At 73.9% G+C, this 19,652-nt stretch carries 16 protein-coding genes; 8 read left to right on the forward strand and 8 right to left on the reverse strand.

Annotation, left to right across the window (positions count from 1 at the left end; all coding sequences use genetic code 11):
* Positions 1 to 13: 13 nt before the first annotated feature.
* On the reverse strand, positions 14 to 592 hold the full coding sequence (locus tag BFV98_RS20735; RefSeq protein WP_013289023.1) for a hypothetical protein: 579 nt from the start codon (positions 590 to 592) through the stop codon (positions 14 to 16).
* A gap of 335 nt (positions 593 to 927) precedes the next feature.
* Here BFV98_RS20735 and BFV98_RS20740 point away from each other — a divergent pair, with 335 nt between their 5' ends.
* From BFV98_RS20740 to BFV98_RS20765, 7 genes are all read left to right on the forward strand, one after another.
* Positions 928 to 1,368 (forward strand): hypothetical protein, encoded by a 441-nt coding sequence (locus BFV98_RS20740; protein WP_030273785.1) that lies wholly within the window; start codon positions 928 to 930, stop codon positions 1,366 to 1,368.
* A 62-nt stretch (positions 1,369 to 1,430) separates the two neighbouring features.
* Positions 1,431 to 1,586 (forward strand): DUF4177 domain-containing protein, encoded by a 156-nt coding sequence (locus BFV98_RS31995; protein ID WP_013289021.1) that lies wholly within the window; start codon positions 1,431 to 1,433, stop codon positions 1,584 to 1,586.
* A 5-nt stretch (positions 1,587 to 1,591) separates the two neighbouring features.
* Positions 1,592 to 2,053 (forward strand): RidA family protein, encoded by a 462-nt coding sequence (locus tag BFV98_RS20745; RefSeq protein WP_013289020.1) that lies wholly within the window; start codon positions 1,592 to 1,594, stop codon positions 2,051 to 2,053.
* 135 nt (positions 2,054 to 2,188) lie between these two features.
* Positions 2,189 to 2,983, forward strand: a complete 795-nt coding sequence (locus tag BFV98_RS20750) for an MBL fold metallo-hydrolase (protein ID WP_030273782.1) — start codon at positions 2,189 to 2,191, stop codon at positions 2,981 to 2,983.
* Positions 2,980 to 6,561, forward strand: coding sequence for an adenylate/guanylate cyclase domain-containing protein (locus tag BFV98_RS20755; RefSeq protein WP_071097499.1), 3,582 nt, complete (start codon positions 2,980 to 2,982; stop codon positions 6,559 to 6,561). Before BFV98_RS20750 ends, BFV98_RS20755 begins: the two co-directional genes overlap by 4 nt.
* 135 nt (positions 6,562 to 6,696) lie before the next feature.
* On the forward strand, positions 6,697 to 7,155 hold the full coding sequence (locus BFV98_RS20760) for a hypothetical protein (RefSeq protein WP_013289017.1): 459 nt from the start codon (positions 6,697 to 6,699) through the stop codon (positions 7,153 to 7,155).
* A 30-nt stretch (positions 7,156 to 7,185) separates the two neighbouring features.
* Positions 7,186 to 8,661 (forward strand): serine/threonine-protein kinase, encoded by a 1,476-nt coding sequence (locus BFV98_RS20765; RefSeq protein WP_013289016.1) that lies wholly within the window; start codon positions 7,186 to 7,188, stop codon positions 8,659 to 8,661.
* Here BFV98_RS20765 and BFV98_RS20770 read toward each other — a convergent pair.
* Entirely contained in the window at positions 8,648 to 9,112 is a 465-nt protein-coding gene (locus BFV98_RS20770; protein WP_013289015.1) for a hypothetical protein, read from the reverse strand. The genes BFV98_RS20765 and BFV98_RS20770 overlap by 14 nt on opposite strands.
* Before the next feature lie 235 nt (positions 9,113 to 9,347).
* Between BFV98_RS20770 and BFV98_RS20775 the strand changes: the two genes are divergently transcribed.
* The gene (locus tag BFV98_RS20775) at positions 9,348 to 11,126 is read left to right on the forward strand and encodes an alpha/beta hydrolase (RefSeq protein ID WP_071097500.1); all 1,779 of its coding nucleotides are present in this window, start codon (positions 9,348 to 9,350) and stop codon (positions 11,124 to 11,126) included.
* A gap of 58 nt (positions 11,127 to 11,184) precedes the next feature.
* On the opposite strand, the gene BFV98_RS20780 is transcribed toward BFV98_RS20775, so the two are convergent.
* The 6 genes from BFV98_RS20780 to BFV98_RS20805 form a co-directional block, all read right to left on the reverse strand.
* A complete protein-coding gene (locus tag BFV98_RS20780) occupies positions 11,185 to 12,348 on the reverse strand; it encodes an acyl-CoA dehydrogenase family protein (protein WP_013289013.1) in 1,164 nt (387 codons plus the stop codon).
* Positions 12,345 to 14,360, reverse strand: coding sequence for a biotin carboxylase N-terminal domain-containing protein (locus BFV98_RS20785; RefSeq protein ID WP_071097502.1), 2,016 nt, complete (start codon positions 14,358 to 14,360; stop codon positions 12,345 to 12,347). Before BFV98_RS20785 ends, BFV98_RS20780 begins: the two co-directional genes overlap by 4 nt.
* Positions 14,361 to 14,428: 68 nt before the next feature.
* The gene (locus BFV98_RS20790) at positions 14,429 to 16,036 is read right to left on the reverse strand and encodes an acyl-CoA carboxylase subunit beta (protein WP_071097504.1); all 1,608 of its coding nucleotides are present in this window, start codon (positions 16,034 to 16,036) and stop codon (positions 14,429 to 14,431) included.
* Positions 16,033 to 17,172, reverse strand: a complete 1,140-nt coding sequence (locus BFV98_RS20795) for an acyl-CoA dehydrogenase family protein (protein ID WP_013289010.1) — start codon at positions 17,170 to 17,172, stop codon at positions 16,033 to 16,035. The genes BFV98_RS20790 and BFV98_RS20795 overlap by 4 nt, the downstream gene beginning before the upstream one ends.
* Complete coding sequence (locus BFV98_RS20800; RefSeq protein ID WP_071097505.1) at positions 17,169 to 18,845, reverse strand: acyclic terpene utilization AtuA family protein; 1,677 nt, start codon at positions 18,843 to 18,845, stop codon at positions 17,169 to 17,171. The genes BFV98_RS20795 and BFV98_RS20800 overlap by 4 nt, the downstream gene beginning before the upstream one ends.
* Positions 18,842 to 19,636: a TIGR03084 family metal-binding protein gene (locus tag BFV98_RS20805; protein ID WP_071097507.1), complete on the reverse strand. Its 795-nt coding sequence runs from the start codon at positions 19,634 to 19,636 to the stop codon at positions 18,842 to 18,844. Before BFV98_RS20805 ends, BFV98_RS20800 begins: the two co-directional genes overlap by 4 nt.
* Positions 19,637 to 19,652: the final 16 nt, after the last annotated feature.

The raw sequence follows: 19,652 nt of genomic DNA on the forward strand, positions 1-19,652 counted from the left end.
CCGGCCGGTGGGATCAGCCGACCTCGCAGACCCACCAACCCGTCTTCCGCACCACTGTGAAACGCAGCGCCTGCTCGGCGACCTTCTCGTCGGCGGTGGTCATGGTCACCCGGGCGGAGACGGTGGCCCGGTCCCCGGTCTGGTTGTCGACGGTCGGGGTGGGCCAGCGGAACCGGGGGTTCTGGTACTGCGCGACGTACTTCTGGACCTCGGCGACCTTGGTGGTGATCTTCTCGTCGTCGCGGGCCGCGGAGCAGACGAACGCCGCAGCCTTCTCGGCGTCGCGCTCCTGGTAGACGGCCTTGAGGAAGCCGTCCACCGCGACCTGCGGCTCCTTCGCGCCCTGGCCGTCCTCGCTGTTGCGCAGCGCGAGGAACGCGGCAGTGCCCCCACCGCCGCAGAGCAGGACCGCGGCGGCCAGCACCAGCGAGACGATCAGCACCGCCGGTCGCTTGCGCGGCTGGGGTTCGGACGGGTACGCCGGCGGGCCGGCCGGGGGTGCGGATCCCGGCGGCGCGCCGCCGGTGGGCGGCGGTTGCGGATTCGGGTCGCCGGGCGTGCCGGTGTCGCCACCGACGGGCGGTTGGGTCATCTGTCTCCCCCGGGTTGCGGCTCCCGTCGCCGCCCCAGGCGACGGGCACGGGTCGAGGTGTGCGGGCGCGCGTCGGCGCGCGTCCAGTCCGGAAGGGTATCGGTCGGCGGGGCGCTTGCCAGCCCCGCGTACGCGCCCCGCCGGACGGAGACGGCTACCGCGTTCCCGACCAGCCTTGTGTCGCAAATGTGACTGGACGTGACGAGGCGTGCGCGTCCCGTTGCCGGGACTTGTCGCAGGATCTACGTTCGTCCCCGACGCGGAGAGCCGGGCCGGGGACGGCTCCGAGCCGGATTGCGGTGTTGGTGAACAGGTACGACGCCCGGAGGCGAAGGATGCGCGACGCGGAGAACAGTCCTCGGGGCCAGTTCCCCGGTGACCGGGCCGGACGGCCGGGTGAGGCCGAGGGACCGGGCGCGCCGTTCAACGAGCGCTCCTACGGCCCTCCGGCCGACGTGGTCCGGACGCTTCCCCGTTCCGGCGGGAGGGGGCGGGACGAGGACGAGCCCGGCTACGTCATCCACCTCCAGGTCCGGGTGCCCGACCTGGCGGCGGCCACCGCGCTCGCCGGCACCGTGGCCACCTCGCTGGGCTTCCTGATGGAGCTGGACGCGGGCGAGACCACCGTCTCCACCGCTGACGACCAGAACAACAGGCACCGGGTCTTCTGCGACCTGCTGCTGCCCGACCGCAGCCGGTGCCCGCAGCGCTTCGAGCACGAGGGCCCGTGCGGCGAGCCGCCGCCGGCGCCGGAGCCGCGTCCCGCGTCCTGGTGACCGCGGCGGACCGTAGGCTGTGCCTGACCGAAGTCCAAGTCAGGCAAGGGAGCCCTCCTCCGATGCAGAAGTGGGAATACGCCACGGTGCCGCTGCTGGTCCACGCGACCAAGCAGATCCTCGACAACTGGGGCGAGGACGGCTGGGAACTGGTCTCCGTGGTCCCCGGCCCGAACCCGGAGCAGCTCGTCGCGTACCTGAAGCGTCCGAAGGGCTGACCTCGATGAGCAACGGACCCCAGGCGAAGCTCGCCGAGCTCGGCCTCGAACTGCCCGAGGTGGTGCCGCCGGTGGCCAGCTACGTACCGGCCGTCCAGTCCGGGCAGCACGTCTACGTGTCCGGCCAGCTGCCGATGGCCGAGGGCAAGCTGCTCGCCACCGGGAAGGTCGGCAACGGCGTCTCGGCCGAGCAGGCGAAGGACCTGGCGCAGCGGTGCGCGCTCAACGCGCTCGCCGCGATCGACGCGCTGGTCGGGCTGGAGAACGTGGTCAAGGTGGTGAAGCTGACCGGCTTCGTGGCCAGCGCACCCGGCTTCACCGGCCAGCCCGGCGTGATCAACGGCGCCTCCGACCTGTTCGGCGCCGTGTTCGGCGAGGCCGGCCGCCACGCCCGCAGCGCGGTAGGCGTGGCCGAACTCCCCCTCGACGCCCCGGTAGAGGTAGAGGTCATCGTCGAGGTCGCGTGACCGTGCCCTCTCGCCCGCCGTGAGAGCCCGCGATCTTGCGGTTGCGGCCCCGGCAGAAGCCCCACACGGGGACAAAGCTCGGGCCGGAACTGCAAGATCGCGGGGAGCGGCGGGCGGAGTCGTACGATCGCAGCCATGGGTGGGCGTATGGCCGGGGCCGCGGGGGCGCTTGCGGAGGAGCTACCGGCGTGGGTGACGTTGCTGCGTGCGCCGAACCCGGGGCCGATGACGCTCGACGGGACCAACACCTGGGTGCTGCGGGCCGGGCCGGACGCGCCCGCCGTCGTGGTCGACCCGGGGCCCGCCGACGAGGGGCACCTGGCCGCGATCGCGGCGCAGGGGCGCATCGGGTGCGTGCTGATCACGCACGGGCACGCCGACCACACCGAGGGCGCGCCCCGGTTGCGTGAGCTGCTCGACGGCGTACCGGTGCTCGCCGCCGACCCGGCGCACACCGCCGGAGGTGAGCCGCTCAGCGCCGACACCGCGCTCGACGTGGGGCTGGACCTGCGACTGCTGCCCACCCCCGGGCACACCGCCGACTCGGTCTGCCTCGTCGCCGCGCACGGCGGCGAGCGCGTCGTGCTGACCGGCGACACCATCCTCGGCCGGGGCACCACAGTGGTCGCCCACCCGGACGGGCACCTCGGCGACTACCTGTCGAGCCTGGAGCTGCTCTCCACGTACCGGGAGATCCCGGCGTTGCCGGGCCACGGCCCGGCGCTGGCCGACTGCGGTGTGGCGGCCGACTTCTACCTGGCCCACCGGCGGGCCCGGCTGGACCAGGTGCGCGCCGCCGTCGCCGCGGGCGCCACCACCGCGGCCGAGGTGGTCGCAGTGGTCTACGCCGACGTCGACAGGTCGCTGTGGTGGGCCGCCGAGTGGTCGGTCCGGGCCCAGCTCGAACACCTCGGAGTGGAGCAGCCGTGACCTGCCCGGTGTGCGGAACCGTAGCCGTGCCCGGGGCGCGGTTCTGCCACAACTGCGGGGCGGCGCTGCCGGCTGCCGCCACGCTGCCCGCGGCCGAGCGCCGCGTGGTGACCGTGCTCTTCGGTGACCTCTCCGACTTCACCTCCTGGTCGGAGGACCTGGACCCGGAACGGGTCGGTGCGGTCACCGACCGGGTGCTGGCGGCCCTCGCGGGCGCGGTCAAGACCTTCGGCGGGCACGTCGACAAGCTCACCGGCGACGGGATCATGGCGGTCTTCGGCGCCCCGGTCGCGCACGAGGACGACGCCGAGCGGGCGGTCCGCGCGGCGCTGTCCATGCAGCGTGCGGTGCGGCGGGTGCTCGACGACGAGCGCGGCGGCGGCGCGCCGCTGGGCCTGCGCGTCGGCCTCAACACCGGAGACGTCATCGCCGGCATCCAGGCGGCGATCGAGTACACGGTCATCGGCGACACTGTGAACACCGCCGCCCGGCTGGCCGACGCCGCCGCGGTCGGCGCGGTCTACGCCGGTGCGCGCACCTCCGCGGCCACCCGGCACGTCGCCTCCTGGCGGGCGCTGCGCCCGCTGCGGCTCAAGGGCAAGCGGGAACCGGTCGAGGCGTACGAGCTGCTGGGCCTGCTCGACGCGCCCGGCACCCGGTCCGGCCTCGGTGACGAGGCGCCGTTCGTGGGCCGGGAGACCGAGATCGGCCGGATCGCCGGCCGGCTCGCCGAGGTGATCGACAGGGGTGAGCCCCGGGTGCTGCTGATGACCGCCGAGGCGGGGATCGGCAAGTCCCGGTTCGCGGCCGAGGTGGAACGCCTCGCTGCCGGCTACGACGTCGGCGCCGGGCGGTACGCGGCGCACACCGGCGCCCGCGTGCTCTCGGTACGCTGCGCGGCGTTCGGCGAGCGCCGCCGGCTGGCGCCGCTGGCCGACCTGGTCCGGGCCGCCGTCGGCCTGCCGGGCGACGCGGCCACCGCCGTCACCCGGCCGGCCGTCGAGGAGCGGCTGCGCCGCCTCGGCCAGCGCCTGTCCCGGCTCCCCGGCGACCCGCCGCCGATCGCCGTGGACCAGCTCCTGGCCCTGCTCGGGTACGCCGAACTCCCGCCCGCCACCGAGAACGGCGAGTGGAACGCGGCCGGGCCGCCGCCGGACGACGAGGCGGTGCCGACCGCCGTGGCGGACCTGCTCAGCGCGCTCGCCGGTGAGGCGCCGCTGGTGATCGTGGTGGACGACCTGCACGACGCCACCGCCGAGACGCTCAAGGCGCTGGCGCTGACCCTCAACCGGCTCAGCGGGCCGGTGCTGGTGCTGCTGCTCGGCCGTCCCGAGCTGGTACGCACCGCCGGCGCGCTGACCCGCGTCGCGGACGCCGAGGTGCACGCGCTGCCGCCGCTGCGCGGCGCGGACGCCTCCCGGTTGCTCACCAGCTACCTGTCCGGTGGCCGCATGCCCCAGACCGACGCGGACCGGCTGCTCGCCACCGCGCAGGGCAACCCGTTCTATCTGGCCGAGCTGGTCACGCTGCTGATGGAGCGCGGTGCGCTCACCGCCGGCCCGGGGCGGGGCGCCGACGTCGGCTGGCGACTCGCCCCCGGCTCGCTCGGCAGCCGCCTGCTCTCCCGCGACCTGGCCGCGGTGCTCGCGGCGCGTATCGACGCGCTGCCGCCCAACGCCCGCTCGGCGCTGCGCGACGCCGCGGTGGTGGGCGACACCGTGCCGGCGGGAGCGCTGGAGGCGTTGCGGGAGCAGCGGGTCGGACGGGACGGGCGGCCCGCCGCGGTGGCCGCCGTCGAGCTGGACCGGGCCGTGGAGGAGCTGCTGCAACGGCGCATGCTGCACCGCACCCGCAGCGGGTTCGCCTTCGCCACCCCGCTGATGCGGGAGGCCGCGTACGCCGGGGTGAGCAAGGCCGAGCTGGCCGAGCGGCACGCGGCGCTGGCCCGCTGGGCCGCGCCGGAGAGCGTCGACGAGACCGGCGGCGCCCCGGGGGGCGCGTTCACCGAGGCCGCCCGGGACGACTTCGTCGCCGAGCACGTGGAGCGGGCCACAGCGCTCGCCGACGCGGTCAACCTGCGCCCGGACGCGCCGGCCCGGGCGGTCACCCCGCTGGGGGTGGCCGCGCTGGGCCGGGCCGCCCGCCGGTCGCTGCGGTCGGGGGAGCCGGCGCTCGCCGTCGAGTACGCCGAGCGCGCGGCCGAGTTGGCCCGCGACGGGGTGCCACCGGCGGACCGGGTGGTGCACGCCCGTGCGCTGCTCCAGATCGGCCGCCCGGCCGACGCGCTCGCGTTCGCCGAGAAGATCGCCGCGAACACCGGCGACCCGGCCACCCGGACCGCCGCGCTGCTGCTCGCCGGGCAGGCCCAGCAGACACTCGGTGACGCCGAGCGGGCCGAGTGCAACTGGCAGGAGGCGTTGCAGGTGGCCACCGACGCCGGTCTGCCCACGCTGCGGGCCTCGGCGATGCGGCGGCTCGGCATGGCCGACTTCATCGCCGGCCGGCTCGGGCAGGCGAGCAGCCGGCTGGCCGCGTCCTACCAGGTCAGTCTCGCCGCGCGGGATCCCCGCGGGCAGGCCTGGTCGTTGCAGAACCTGGCCTGGGTGACCACCACCCGGGGCGACTTCGCCGGCACCGACGCGGTGCTCGGCCGGGCCGCCCGGCTCTTCGCCGAGCTGAAGGACCCGTACGGGCGGGCCTGGCTGCGCGGCACCACCGCGTTCGCCCGGCTGCTCGCCGGCCGGCTGCGGGAGGCGTGCCGGATGGCGCGGGTGTTCCTGCCGTTCGGGGAGCGGGTCGGCGAGGCGTGGGCGGTGGGGACGCTGCGCGCGGTCGAGGCGTACGCCACCGCCGAGCTGGGCGACCTGGCCGAGGCGGACCGGGCGGCGCGGCGCGCGTACCGGGACTTCGCCGAGGTGGGCGACGACTGGGGGCAGGGCTTCGCGCTGGTGGTGCGCGGGGTGGTGGCGCGCGGGCTGGGCGAGCCGGAACACGCGGCCGACCTGTTCACCGAGGCGCTCGAGTACGCCGACCGGACCACCCACCCGTTGCTCACCGGCATGGCCGGCACGCTGCGCGGCTTCGTGGCGCTGGACATGGGCGACCATGAGACAGCCGAGCGGGAGGCGCGGTCGGTGCTGACCCGGGTGGAGCCGCACAACCCGCAGGCGCCGGCCCAGGTCGCGCCGCGGGTGCTGCTCGCCATGGCCCGGCTCGCGGCGGGTGACCCGGGCACCGCTGTGGGGCTGCTCGCCCCGGTCGCGACCGGCGCGGCGAACGCGCCCTCGCTGCTGTTCTCACGGCGGCAGACGATGGCCCGGTACGCCGCCGCGCTGCTCGCCCACGGCCAGCGCGAGCAGGCGCTCGACTGGGCTCAGCGGTCGATCACCGCCCCGGCCGAGGACGTGCGCAGCCAGGTGGTGGCGCTGCTGGTGCTGGCCGAGGCGCTCGACGCCTGCGGTCGCCGGGCCGAGGCGCTGACGAACGCGGAGGAGGCGGTACGCCTCGCGTACGCCACCGAGCAGCGCAGTGAGCGGATCGTCGCGGACGCGTTGCGGGTCCGCCTCTCCGGCGGCTGACCGCCCGTTGTTCTGACGGTTCCGGGGATGTGTTCGTCGGTGGAGCCGGTTAGCGTGGGGCCGCGACAGTGGTGGATCGACTGCCGCCTCCCGGTGCGCGCCTGCGTCACCGGCAGACCACGCTGGGGAGGAACGATGAGGCTGCCGCGCTCGGGCGCCGGCTGGACGATCGCGGTCTTCGGGCTCCTCGCGCTGCTGCTCGGCGCGCTCGGTCTGATCTGGCCGGAGACGCAGCTGCGCCTGCTCGGCTTCGAGGTGCCGGCCGAGCGCGCTCCGGGCGACTACACCGGCACGTTCCTCACCGCGTCCTCGATGGCCTCGTTCAACATGGGGGTCTACTACCTGCTCGCCGTCGCCACCGAGTGGCGGCCGTTCTACCGGTTCACCGTGTGGTTCCGCCTGGTCACCTTCACCGTGTTCACCATCGCGGTGCTCTCCGACGTCGCGCCGGACCGCTTCTTCGCGGTCGCCGCGTGGGAGGGCCTGGGCGCGGTCGCGACGGCGGTCGGCCTGTGGTGGGACGCCCGCCGGGCGGCCGCCGCCACTGACGACTCCGTCCCGGGTCCGGTGCCGGCCACCGACACGGCGCGCTGACGGGTCCGGATCGTTGGGTATTTTCGAGTCGTGACCGAGACCCCGCCCGGCGCCCTGCGGCTGCCCATCGTGCCCGGTCTGACCGATCTGCAGGTGTTCGCCCGGGGCGGGTACGCCACCATCTACCGGGCCACCCAGATCTCGGTGGGGCGCGAGGTCGCGGTCAAGATCGAGAACCGCACGCTGGACAGCGAACGCGACCAGGCCCGTTTCCTGCGCGAGGCCCGTGCCGCCGGGCGGATGTCGTCGCACCCCCACGTGGTGGACCTGTTCGACGTCGGCGTCACCGTCGACCAGCACCCCTACCTCATCATGGAGCTGTGCGACGGCTCGTACGCCGAGCGGATGCGCACCTCGCCGCTGGGCCCGGCGGAGACCCGCGACCTCGGCGTGAAGATCGCCGACGCGCTGGCACACTCGCACGCGGCGGGCGTCCTACACCGCGACGTCAAGCCGGCGAACATCCTGCACTCCGAGTTCAACTCGGCCGTCCTGGCCGACTTCGGCCTGGCGGTGCTCGCCGAGTTCCGCGACTCCTCGGTGATGCTGGAGGCGCTCACCCCGGCGTACGCGCCACCGGAGACGTTCAACCACAGTCCGCCCACGCCCGCAGTCGACGTCTACTCGCTGTGCGCCACGCTCTACGCGGTGATGTACGGCCGTCCGCCGCGCTGGCACTCCGAACGCAACCCGAGCCTGGTCACCGTGCTGGAGATGTTCCAGCAGCCGATCCCGGGCCTGCCCGGCGTGCCCGGTGAGCTGATCGACGTGCTCCGGTTGGGCATGTCGAACGACCCGGGCGCGCGGCCCTCCGCGGTCGAACTGCGCGGCCTGCTCGCCTCGCTGCCGCTGGACGGCGCCCCGGCGACCGGCGGCCTGTACGACGGCGCCACCGGCGACCGGTTCCACCGCACCGGTGGGCCGAACCCGCGGCCGCCCGCGGACGACGACCACCCGACGGTGGCCTCGCGTGGCCGGCGCTGGCCCAAGCGCTGGTTCCTCGGCGGCGCCGGTGTGCTGGCGCTCGCCGCCTCGGCCGGTGGCGGCTGGGTGGCAGGCGGGCACACGCCGGCCGTCACGCCCACACCGGCGACCAGCGGCGTGGCCGGGGTGGCGCCGGTGCCCGGCTGCGCGTCCGCCGACGTGCGGCTGCCCGCCGGGGCGCGCTGCGCGACGGAACTGGAGTGCTTCGGTCCGGTACGGCTGCGCCGCGACCGGGCCGAGGCGAGCCGGGTGCCGTGCGACGGCCAGCACACCTGGGAGACCTACGCCGCCGGTGACCTGCCGGCCGGTCTCGCCGGGGCCCGCCACGAGACGGTGGCGGCCGACCCGGCCGTCGGGCGGGTGTGCAACGCCGACACGTTCCGGCTGGTCAGCGGCGGCAAGTCGGCGAGCGGGTGGAACCTGGAGGTGCTGCCGCCGGAGGCCGAGGCGGACCGCACCTACCGCTGTCTGGCCGGCCGGGGCGTCAACGCGCTCGCCGGCCCCACGCTCACCGGTCGCTGAGCCCGTTCACGGTCCGGCCCTGCCGGACCGACCGCGGGTCGAGCGTCTCCAGCGTGTCGGCGTCCACCGCCGTCGTCGCCCGCATGCCGCGTACCACCCGCGGGTCGAGCGTCTCCAGCGTGTCCGCGTCGATCGGCTGGCCCGCCGGCGTGCGCAGGTTCCGTACCGCGCGCGGGTCGATCGCCTCCAGCGTGTCGGCGTCCACTCCGTACCCCTGGTGGGGGACCGGCCAGGTCTCGGCCTGCGGGGCGGGCCCGCCGGTGCCGCCGGGCTGACGCGCGGCGGTGATCGTCACTCCCGTGATCATGGCGAGCAGGACGCAGACCAGGGCCAGCACGACCGACAGGATGCCGGGCGGACGCCACACGGCGAGGGTCACCACCGCCGCCACCGTCGCCAGGGACGCGACGACGGCCTTCGCCCGCGCATCGGGCTTCGGGAACGATCTCACCCGACAAGCATGGCCCAGCGCGTCCACCTGTCAACCGGCGGGATGAGACGGCTTCCCGTCACCGACGCTCCACTTCGGAGTCGCAGGTAGCGACGATCGAGAAAAAATCGTTACATCATCTGGTTGTTTGCCGTATCGATCCCCGTTTGGGGGCCACTAACGTGGGCGTCGATCCCTACAGTGACGGGGGTCGAGGTCTCCTCGACGGAACTGTTCCCCGACGGAAGGCAGCCTCATGCCCCGTGCAATCCGATCCCTGGCCGCAACCGGGATCGCCGGCGTCCTCCTCGCCGGACCGGCCGTCGCGCCCGCCGCGGCGGCGACTCCGCAACCACCCGCGCACGACAGGACCACCGCCGCCGAGGCGCGCCGGGTGGACCGCGTGCCGACGCCGAAGCTCGACTGGTACGCCTGCTACGACTACGCCGAGTGCGCCACGGTCCGGCTCCCGCTGGACTACGACAACCCGAAGGGCGCCACCACCGAGGTCGCACTGCTCCGGGTCAAGGCCCGCGACCAGCAGCGCAAGGTCGGCAGCCTCTTCCTCAACCCGGGTGGCCCGGGTGGCTCCGGCACGAGCATCGCGCTCGCCGCGCCCTACTTCCTCGGCGACGACCTGCTCGACCGCTTCGACATCGTCGGCGTCGACCCGCGCGGCGTCGAGGCCAGTGACAACATCAAGTGCTTCCGCTCGGTGAAGGACCAGACCCGGGCGTACGCCGGGCTGAACGTCGCGTTCCCGTGGACCAAGGCGGAGGAGAAGGCGTACGTCGCGGCGTCCAAGGCGGTCGGCAAGGCCTGCTCCACCACCGGTAAGCCGCTCACCGGCGCGGCGTCCACCGCCGAGGTGGCCCGCGACATGGACGTGCTGCGCCGCGCCGTCGGCGACAAGAGGCTCAGCTACCTCGGCTTCAGCTACGGCACCGCGCTGGGCCAGTACTACGCCAACATGTTCCCGGACCGCTTCCGCGCGCTGGTCGTCGACGGCGTGCTCGACCCGAACGCCTGGATCGGCCAGGGCAGTGCCCGCAACCAGCTCCAGGAGACGCGGCTGCGCAGCGCCGACGGCGCGTACCGGGCGCTGCGCGAGATCCTGGCCCGGTGCGGCGAGGCTGGCGCCGAGCAGTGTGCGCTGGCTTCCACCGGCAACCCGCTGGCCGCGTACGACACGGTGGCGAAGCGGCTGCGCAAGAAGCCGGTGGTGATCGAGGACCCGGACTTCGGCTCGTTCACCGTCAGCTACGCCGACTTCGTCGGTGCCACGCTCGGTGCGCTCTACGACCCGTACGGCTGGCAGTCGGTCGTGGACCTGACCGTCCAGCTCCTGGCCCTGACCGACCCGGCCGCCGGCAAGGCCGCCACCGCCACGGCCCGCAAGGCACTCGCCGCCCGCGCCGCGCAGGCACGGCAACAGCGGGGGTACGACTTCCCGTACGACAACGGGCTGGAGACGTTCCTGACCGTCGACTGCACCGACGCGTACCACCCGAAGAGCGCCGACGCCTGGCCGGCGCTGTCGGCGAAGGAGGACAAGCGGGCGCCCTACTTCGGGCGGGCGTGGGCCTGGGGCACCTCGCCCTGTGCCCGCAACACCTGGACGGTGCGGGACGAGGACGCCTGGACCGGGCCGTTCAACCGGGTCACCGCCGCCCCGGTGCTGGTGGTCGGCAACTACTGGGATCCGGCGACCAACTACCAGGGCGCGGTCAGCTCGGCGAAGCTGCTGCCGAACAGCCGCCTGCTGAGCAGCGACAGCTGGGGCCACACCGCGTACGGCACCTCGGCGTGCGTGACCGGCCGGATCGACGCATACCTGCTCACCGGCAAGCTGCCGGCCAAGGGCACGCTCTGCGTCGGTGACGCGCAGCCGTTCCAGGAGGACACGGCGGCCGGCCGGGCGGACGCGTCGAAGAGCGCGCTGGCCCGGGCGGGCGAGCCGAGCCGGGGCGAGCCGAAGCGGCTGCCGCCGGTGGCGACGCCGCGCCCGGCGGTCGGCACGCTGACCGTCCGCTGACGGACCCCCGGGGTACGGCGGGTGATCGGGCACCCGCCGTACCCCGGGCCCACCTCGGTCAGTAGGACTTGTCCTGGCCGAGGACGTGCTGGGCGACGAAGTTGAGGATCATCTCCCGGCTGACCGGGGCGATCCGGCCCGCCCGTACCGCGCCGAGCAGCGTCGCCACGCCGTACTCGGTGGTCATGCCGGCCCCGCCGAGCGCCTGGACGGCGGTGTCGACGGCGAGCGCGGCGGCCTCGCCGGCCGCGTACTTGGCCATGTTGCCGGAGATGCCGGCCTCCAGGTCGCGGCCCGCGTCGTAGAGCGTGGCCGCCTTGTGGATCATCAGCCGGGCCAGCTCGACCTGCACTGCGGCGTGCGCCAGCGGGTGCGAGACGCCCTGGTGGGAGCCGATCGAGCGTCCGCCCCACACCTTGCGGGTAGCTGTGTAGTCGCTTGCCCTCTCGATCGCGTACCGGCCGGTGCCGGCGCCCATCGCGGCAACAGTGATGCGCTCCGGGTTGAGCCCGGCGAACAGGGCGGGCAGCCCGGCGTCGAGCGATTCACCGACGAGCGCGTCGGCGGGGAGCCGGACGTCGTCGAGGAAGAGCAGGAACTGGTTCTCCGGCGACAGGATCTCCATGTCCAGCTTGGACTTCTCCAGGCCGGGCGCGTCGGTCGGCACGATGAACAGCGCCGGCTTCAACTTCCCGGTGGACGCGTCCTCGGTACGAGCGACCACGAGGACGTGCCCGGCCTCGTCCACCCCGGAGATGTAGATCTTCCGGCCGCTGAGCAGCCAGTCGTCGCCGTCGCGGCGGGCCACTGTGGCGAGGCGGTGGAAGTTCGATCCGGCGTCCGGCTCGGTGATCGCGAAGACGATCTTCTGGGAGCCGTCGGCGAGGCCGGGGAGGTGCTTCTTGCGCTGCTCCTCCGTACCGTGCTTGTTGATGATCGTGGCGGCGATGGCGGGGGAGACCACCAGGAGCAGCAGCGGGCAGCCGGTCGCGGCCAGCTCCTCGCACACCAGCGCCAGCTCGGTGATGCCGCCGCCCCCGCCGCCGTACTCGGTGGGGATGTTCACGCCCAGGTAGCCCAGCCGCCCGGCCTCGTGCCACAGCTCGGTGGTGTGCTCGCCGGACCTGGCCTTCTCGACGAAGTAGGAGTGGCCGTACTTGCGGCCCAACGCCCGTACGGCGTCGCGGAGCTGGTCCTGCTCGGGGGTCAGGTCGAAGTTCACTGCGGGTCCTCCTCGGGGTCCACCACGGCAAGTACGGCACCCGTCTCGACCTGGCCGCCGGCCGGCACCGGCAGCTCCGTCACCACGCCGTCGGCGGGGGCGAGCACGGGATGTTCGAGCTTCATCGCTTCCAGCGTCAGCAGCAGGTCACCGGCAGCAACCCGCTGACCGACCTCGACGTGTACCCGGGTCACCGCGCCGGGCAGCGGCGCGAGCAGCGACCCGGCCGCCAGCTCCGCGGTGGGCAGGGGCAGGCGGGGCAGTTCGGTGAGGCTCGCCGCCCCGTCCGGGCCGTCCACGAAGACCGACGACCCCGCCCGGTGTACACGGAAGGCCCGCCGCACCCCGTCCACGTCGAGCACCACCCGGCCCGGGGTGGCAGTCACCAGCTCGACCACCGGCAGCTCGGTGTTAACAAAGGACCCTTCCTCTACCGGATCCGTTAAGAGAGGGCCCTTCCTTCCCCACTCGGCGAGGCCGCCGGTGCGGTCGAGCCGGTAGCGCACCTCGATCTCCTCGCCGTCGCCGACGGTGAAGCGGGTGACCTGCGGGAAGGACGGCACGTTGCGCCAGCCCGACGGCAACCCGGCCAGCACCGGTGCGGCGGCCCGGCGCTCGGCGGCCCCGGACAGCGCCGCCGCCAGTGCCGCCACCGGAAGCTGCTCCGCCGGCAGCAGTGGCGCGAACACCTCCGGGTGCCGGTCCAGGAAGCCGGTGTCGAGGTCCACGGCGGTGAACTCCGCGCTGCGCAGCACACGGACCAGCAGGTCCCGGTTGGTGGCCACGCCGTGCAGTTCGGCGCGGGCCAGCGCGCCGGCCAGGGCACGGGCCGCCTCGGTGCGGGTGGGCGCCCAGGCGACGAGCTTCGCCAGCATCGAGTCGTAGTGCACGCTCACCGTCGAGCCGTCCACGACGCCGGAGTCCAGGCGCAGGCCACGGGCCGGACCGAACTCGGCTGCGACCCCGGGGATCGCGAACCGGTGCAGCGTGCCGGTGGCCGGGCGGAAGCCCTGAGCCGGGTCCTCGGCGCACAGCCGTACCTCGATGGCGTGGCCGTCGGCCGGTGGCGTGGTGGTGACCGGCAGCGGCTCGCCCTCGGCGACGAGCAGTTGCAGCCGGACCAGGTCCAGCCCGGTGGTCAGCTCGGTGACCGGATGTTCCACCTGGAGGCGGGTGTTCATCTCCAGGAAGTGCACCTGCCCGTTCGGCGCGAGCAGGAACTCCACGGTTCCCGCGCCGACGTAGTCGACAGCCCGCCCGGCCGCCACCGCCGCCTCGTGCAACTCCGCGCGCACGTCGTCGGGCAGCACACCCGGTGCCTCCTCGACGATCTTCTGGTGGCGGCGCTGGATCGAGCAGTCGCGTACCCCGAGGGCCACGACGGTGCCGTGGGTGTCGCCGAAGATCTGCACCTCGACGTGGCGTCCGCGTTCCACGTACCGCTCGATGAAGACGGTGCCGTCGCCGAACGCCGCCGCCGCCTCGCGGCGCGCACCAGCGACGGCCTCGGCCAGCCCGGCGGCGTCGCGGACGATCCGCATGCCCCGGCCGCCGCCACCGGCGGCGGCCTTGACCAGCACCGGGAAGGCGGTGACCTCGGCCGGGTCGGTCCAGGTGGGCAGCATCGGCACGCCCGCGTCGGCGAGCAGCGCCTTGGCGGCCATCTTGTCGCCCATCGCGGCGATCGCCTTGGCCGACGGCCCGACCCAGGTCAGGCCCGCGTCGGTCACCGCTGCGGCGAACTCGGCGTTCTCGGCCAGGAAGCCGTAGCCGGGGTGGACGGCGTCGGCGCCGGAGCGCCGGGCCGCGTCCAGGATGGCGTCGATGCGCAGGTACGTCTCGGCCGGCGTGTTGCCCGGCAGCCGGACGGCCTGGTCGGCGTCTGCGACGAACGGCGCGTCGGCGTCCGCGTCGGAGTGCACGGCGACGGTGGCCACGCCGAGGGCGCGGCAGGTGGCGAAGACCCGGCGGGCGATCTCGCCCCGGTTCGCAACCAGAAGTTTGTTGATCATCCGCGCTGAGCCTGCCTTTCGTTCGCGACTGCGGGACTCCGCTTCGCTGCGTTCCTCGCGCTCACAGGTCACATCCGGAAGACGCCGAAACCGTCGGCGCCCTTCACCGGTCCGTTGTGGATCGCCGACAGGCACAGCCCGAGGACGGTACGGGTGTCCCGGGGGTCGATCACCCCGTCGTCGTAGAGCCGCCCGGACAGGAACAGCGCCCCGGACTGCGACTCGATCTGCTGCTCGACCATCATCCGCATGGCGGCGTCGGTGTCCTCGTCGTACTCGCGTCCCCTGGCGGCGGCGGCCTGCCGGGCCACGATGGACAGCACACCGGCGAGCTGCGCCGGACCCATCACCGCCGACTTCGCGTTCGGCCAGGTGAACAGGAACCGGGGCTCGTACGCCCGGCCGCACATGCCGTAGTTGCCGGCGCCGTAGGAGGCGCCCAGGTTGACCGTCAGGTGCGGCACCTTCGAGTTCGACACCGCGTTGATCATCAGGGCGCCGTGCTTGATGATGCCGCGCTGCTCGTACTCGGTGCCGACCATGTAGCCGGTGGTGTTCTGGAGGAAGACCAGCGGCGTGTCCGCCGCGTTGGCGAGCTGGATGAACTGGGCCGCCTTCTGCGCCTCCTGGCTGAACAGCACGCCCCGGGCGTTCGCGAGCACACCGACCGGGTAGCCGTGCAGCTCGCCCCAGCCGGTCACGAGCGCGGTGCCGTAGCCGGGCTTGAACTCGTCGAACGCGCTGTCGTCGAGCACCCGGGCCAGTACCTCGCGCGGGTCGAACGGCACCTTCAGGTCGGCGCTGGCGATGCCGAGCAACTCCTCCGGGTCGTACCGGGGCGGCAGCGGGTGGGGGTTGCGCGGCGGGGGGCCGTGCTTGCGCCAGTTGAGCCGGCGGACGCACTGCCGGGCCAGCCGGATGCCGTCGCGCTCGTCCTCGGCGAGGAAGTCGGCCAGGCCGGACGTGGTGGCGTGCATCGCCGCGCCGCCGAGCGACTCGTCGTCGGTGACCTCGCCGGTGGCCATCTTCACCAGCGGCGGTCCGGCCAGGTAGACCTGCGAACGGTCGCGGATCATGACGGTGTAGTCCGACATGCCCGGCACGTACGCGCCACCTGCTGTGGCGTTGCCGAAGACCACGCTCACGGTCGGGATCCGCTGCGCGGACAGCCGGGTCAGGTCGCGGAACACCCGGCCGCCGGGAATGAAGATCTCCGCCTGGGTGGGCAGGTCCGCGCCGGCCGACTCGACCAGGTTCACCATCGGCAGCCGGTTGGCCGCAGCGATCTCACCCGCCCGCCGGGTCTTCGCCAGCGACCACGGGTTGATCGCGCCGCCGCGTACCGTCGGGTCGTTCGCCACGATCAGGCACTCGACGCCCTCGACCACGCCGATGCCCGTCACGGTGCTGGCGCCGACCGGGAAGTCGGTGCCGAACGCGGCCACCGACGACAACTCCAGGAACGGGCTGTCCGGGTCGAGCAGCAGCTCGATCCGCTCCCGGGGGAGCAGCTTGCCGCGACCGTGGTGCCGGGTCACGTACTTCTCGCCGCCACCGCCCCGGGCCTGGTCGAGTGCCTCCTCCAGCTCCGCCAGGCGTTCCAGCAGCGCCTCCCGGTTGGCGGTGAAGGCGGGCGCGGACGGGTCGATGGTGCTCTGCAGGACAGTCGTGCTCATAGGCCCATGCCCTTCGCGATGATCTCGTTCATGATCTCGGTGGTGCCGCCGCCGATGCCGAGCAGACGGGCGTCCCGGTAGTGCCGCTCCACCTCGGCGTCACGCATGTAGCCGAAGCCGCCGTGCAGTTGCAGCGCCGCGTCGACCACCCAGTCGCAGGTGGCCACCGCCACGTTCTTCGCCATCGCCACCTCGGTCACCACCGGCTGCCCGGCGGCCACCCGCTCGGCGACGTCGTGCACGTACGCCCGCGCCGCGTCGGTGCGGCTGTGCATCTCGGCCAGCTTGTGCCGGACGACCTGGCGCCCGACGAGCGGCCGGCCGAACGTCTGGCGGTCCCGGCACCACTGCACGGCCAGGTCCACGCAGCGCTGCGCGGTCGCGTAGGCCTGGGTGGCGAGCGACAGCCGCTCGTTGGCGAACTGCTGCATGATGGCGAGGAAGCCGGTGTCCTCCGGGCCGACCCGGTTCGTCACCGGCACCCGCACGTCGACGAAGGACAGCTCGGCGGTGTCCGAGCAGTGCCAGCCCAGCTTCTCCAGCCGCCGCCCCACCGTGAACCCGGGCGTGCCCTTGTCGATGACCAGCAGGCTGACCGAGCCCGAACCGGGGAACTCGGTGCAGACAGCAGTGGTGACGAAGTCGGCGCGGACCCCGCTGGTGATGTACGTCTTGGACCCGTTGACGACGTAGTGGTCACCGTCGCGGACCGCGCAGGTGCGGATGCCCGCCACGTCCGAGCCGCCGTCCGGTTCGGTGATCGCCAGCGCGCCGATCATCGTCCCGGCGAGCGCGGGCCGCACGTACTTGTCGATCAGCCCTTCGTCCTGGGTCTCGACCATGTGCGGCAGCGCGATCCCGTGCGTGAACAACGCGGCGACCAGCCCGGACGACCCGCCCGAGCGGATGATCTCCTCGGTGACCACCATCGAGTCGAGCAGGTCGCCGCCGCTGCCGCCGACCGACTCCGGGAAGCCGATGCCGAGCAGGCCGATCTTGGCTGCGGTCTCGTGCAGCGACCGGGGTACCTCGCCCGCCCGCTCCCAGTCGGACAGGTGCGGCAGCACCTCCCGGGTCACGAACGAACGGGTCAGCTCGCGCAGTTGCCGGCGTTCCGGCGTGTCCACGATGGTCATGCGCGTGCCTCCGTCGGAAGATCGACCACTCGCGAGCGCAGCAGCTCGCCGAGCGCCTTGGCCTGGGGGTCGAACCGGGTGGACGCGGCCACGCCCTGCCCGAGCAGTCCCCGGATCACGAAGTTGACAGCGCGCAGGTTCGGCAGCTCGTACCGCTCGACTGTGAGCGACGCCGTCTCCGGCAGCAGCTCGGCCAGCCGCTCCACCGTCAGCCAGTCGCGCAGCCACGGCCAGGTCGCGTCGGTGCGGGCCCACACGCCCAGGTTGGCGTCGCCACCCTTGTCGCCGGACCGCGCGCCGACCAGCTCGCCGAGCGGCCTCCGCCGGGTGCCGGGCAAGGAAGGGCCCCCTCTTAACGCCTCGTGTTGTACAGGGGCCCCCTGCAAACCGCCCGTCACCGTCGGCGGCGCGATCGGCACCCGCTCGCCGGAGGGCAGCACCGCGACGTGCTCGACAGCGTCCTGCGCGATCGTGTCGGCGGTGAACACCCCGTACGGCGTCGCGTCACCGGGCAGCGTGGTCAGCGTGCAGCCCGGGTAGGAGGCCAGCGCCAGCTCCACCGCCGCCGCCGAGAACGCCCGCCCGGCCCGCGACTTGTCACCGTCCCGCAGGTGTACGTGCAGCAGCGCGCTCGCCGCCTCGGTGTCGCCGGTGTCCGGGTGGTCGGTACGGGCCAGCGTGAACTCCAGCCCCTCCGTGCCGACCGACTCCTCGATCTGGCCCCGGACCAGTGCCGCCTTGGCCGGGATGTCCAGCCCGCACAGCACGAACGTCATCGAGTTGCGGAAGCCGCCCAGGTTGTTGACGCCCACCTTGAGCGTGTCCGGCGGGGGCGTGCCGCGCACCCCGGAGACGCGTACCCGGTCCGGACCCTCCTGCTCCAGCCGCACCGTGTCCAGCCGGGTCACCACGTCCGGCCCGAGGTAGTCCGGCCCGCCCACCTCGTACAGCAGCTGGGCGGTGACCGTCTCGACCGTCACCGCGCCGCCGGTGCCGGCGTGCTTGGTGAGCACCGACGAGCCGTCCGCGTGCAGTTCGGCGATCGGGAAGCCGGGCCGGTGCCCGCCGTCCGGCAACTCGGTGAAGAAGCTGAAGTTGCCACCGGTGACCTGCGCGCCGCACTCGATCAGGTGCCCGGCGACGGTCGCGCCGGCCAGCGCGTCGAGGTCGTCGCGGGTCCACCCGAAGCGGGCGATCGCCGGTCCGACGGCCAGCGAGGCGTCGGTGACCCGCCCGGTGACCACCACGTCCGCGCCCGCGTCGAGGCAGGCCGCGATCCCGAACGCGCCCAGGTAGGCGTTCGCGGTCAGCGCGTCCGGCCGCTGGATCGCGTCGCCCTCGACGTACCCGACCCGGACCTGGAGGCCGAGCCGGTCGCCGAGCGACCGGATCGCGTCGGCCAGCCCCGCCGGGTTGAGGCCGCCCGCGTTGGTGACCAGCGTGACGCCGCGCTCCAGCGCGGTGCCGAGCACGCCCTCCGCCTGACGCAGGAACGTCTTGGCGTAGCCGAGCGACGGGTCGCGCATCCGGTCCCGGCCGAGGATGAGCATGGTCAGCTCGGCCAGGTAGTCACCGGTCAGCACGTCCAGCTCGCCGCCGTCGAGCATCTCCTGCCAGGCGGCGAAGCGGTCGCCGTAGAAGCCCGACGCGTTCCCGATCCGCAGCACGCTCATGAGGAGGTTCCGTTCGCCGGCTCGCGCTTGCCGCCGGGCGGCCCGGCGAACGCCTGGGCCACGTCCAGCCACTCGTCGGCCACCGGCCCGGTGGCGGTCAGGGCCAGGTCCGCGCGGTGCCGGCGCTGCGTGACGAGCAGGCAGAAGTCGAGCGCCGGGCCGGTCACCCGGTCGGCCGCGTCGGCCGGCCCGAACTCCCACACCTCGCCGTCCGCGGGCGCGGTCAGCTCGACCCGCACCGGCGCCGTGGGCACGTCGCGGCCGTGGGCGGAGAAGCCGTGCCCGAGGGTACGGAAGCCGAGGTGCGCGATGTGCCGCAGGCGCGCGGTCGGGGTACGGCTGACGCCCAGCGCGTCTGCCACGTCCTCGCCGTGCGCCCACGTCTCCATCAGCCGTGCCGTGACCATCGACGTGGGCGACATGCTGGTGCCGTACCAGGGGATCTTCTGTCCGGCCGGTACGGCGGCGAGCGCCCCGGCGAGCGCCGACCGGCCGGCACGCCACCGGGCCAGCAGCGCGGGCGGTGACGCCAGGAAGGACTCGGCACCGTCCTCGACCAGGCGCGACGGGTCCGGTGCGGCCATCACCGAGGCGAAGAACGCGGACTCGTCGGTGGCCGCCAGGTAGGCGACGTGGTCGGTCCATGCCAGGTGCGCGACCTGGTGCGCGACGGTCCAGCCCGGGGCCGGTGTCGGCCGCTCCCATCCTTCCGGCGGCAGGTCCGCGACGAGCGCGTCGAGCTGTTCGGACTCGGCGGCCAGATCCGCGAGCAGGGCTGTCAGGTCGACCATTGTGCCTCCGGGCGGG

It is taken from the genome of Micromonospora sp. WMMB235 (assembly GCF_001855515.1).
In the GTDB taxonomy this organism is placed as follows: Bacteria; Actinomycetota; Actinomycetes; order Mycobacteriales; family Micromonosporaceae; genus Micromonospora; species Micromonospora aurantiaca.

Coding starts and splice junctions, on each gene's coding strand:
- BFV98_RS20735 (WP_013289023.1), bottom strand. CDS start 592: ATGACCCAACCGCCCGTCGGTGGCGACACCGGCACGCCCGGCGACCCG.
- BFV98_RS20740 (WP_030273785.1), top strand. CDS start 928: ATGCGCGACGCGGAGAACAGTCCTCGGGGCCAGTTCCCCGGTGACCGG.
- BFV98_RS31995 (WP_013289021.1), top strand. CDS start 1,431: ATGCAGAAGTGGGAATACGCCACGGTGCCGCTGCTGGTCCACGCGACC.
- BFV98_RS20745 (WP_013289020.1), top strand. CDS start 1,592: ATGAGCAACGGACCCCAGGCGAAGCTCGCCGAGCTCGGCCTCGAACTG.
- BFV98_RS20750 (WP_030273782.1), top strand. CDS start 2,189: ATGGGTGGGCGTATGGCCGGGGCCGCGGGGGCGCTTGCGGAGGAGCTA.
- BFV98_RS20760 (WP_013289017.1), top strand. CDS start 6,697: ATGAGGCTGCCGCGCTCGGGCGCCGGCTGGACGATCGCGGTCTTCGGG.
- BFV98_RS20775 (WP_071097500.1), top strand. CDS start 9,348: ATGCCCCGTGCAATCCGATCCCTGGCCGCAACCGGGATCGCCGGCGTC.
- BFV98_RS20785 (WP_071097502.1), bottom strand. CDS start 14,360: ATGATCAACAAACTTCTGGTTGCGAACCGGGGCGAGATCGCCCGCCGG.
- BFV98_RS20790 (WP_071097504.1), bottom strand. CDS start 16,036: ATGAGCACGACTGTCCTGCAGAGCACCATCGACCCGTCCGCGCCCGCC.
- BFV98_RS20795 (WP_013289010.1), bottom strand. CDS start 17,172: ATGACCATCGTGGACACGCCGGAACGCCGGCAACTGCGCGAGCTGACC.
- BFV98_RS20800 (WP_071097505.1), bottom strand. CDS start 18,845: ATGAGCGTGCTGCGGATCGGGAACGCGTCGGGCTTCTACGGCGACCGC.
- BFV98_RS20805 (WP_071097507.1), bottom strand. CDS start 19,636: ATGGTCGACCTGACAGCCCTGCTCGCGGATCTGGCCGCCGAGTCCGAA.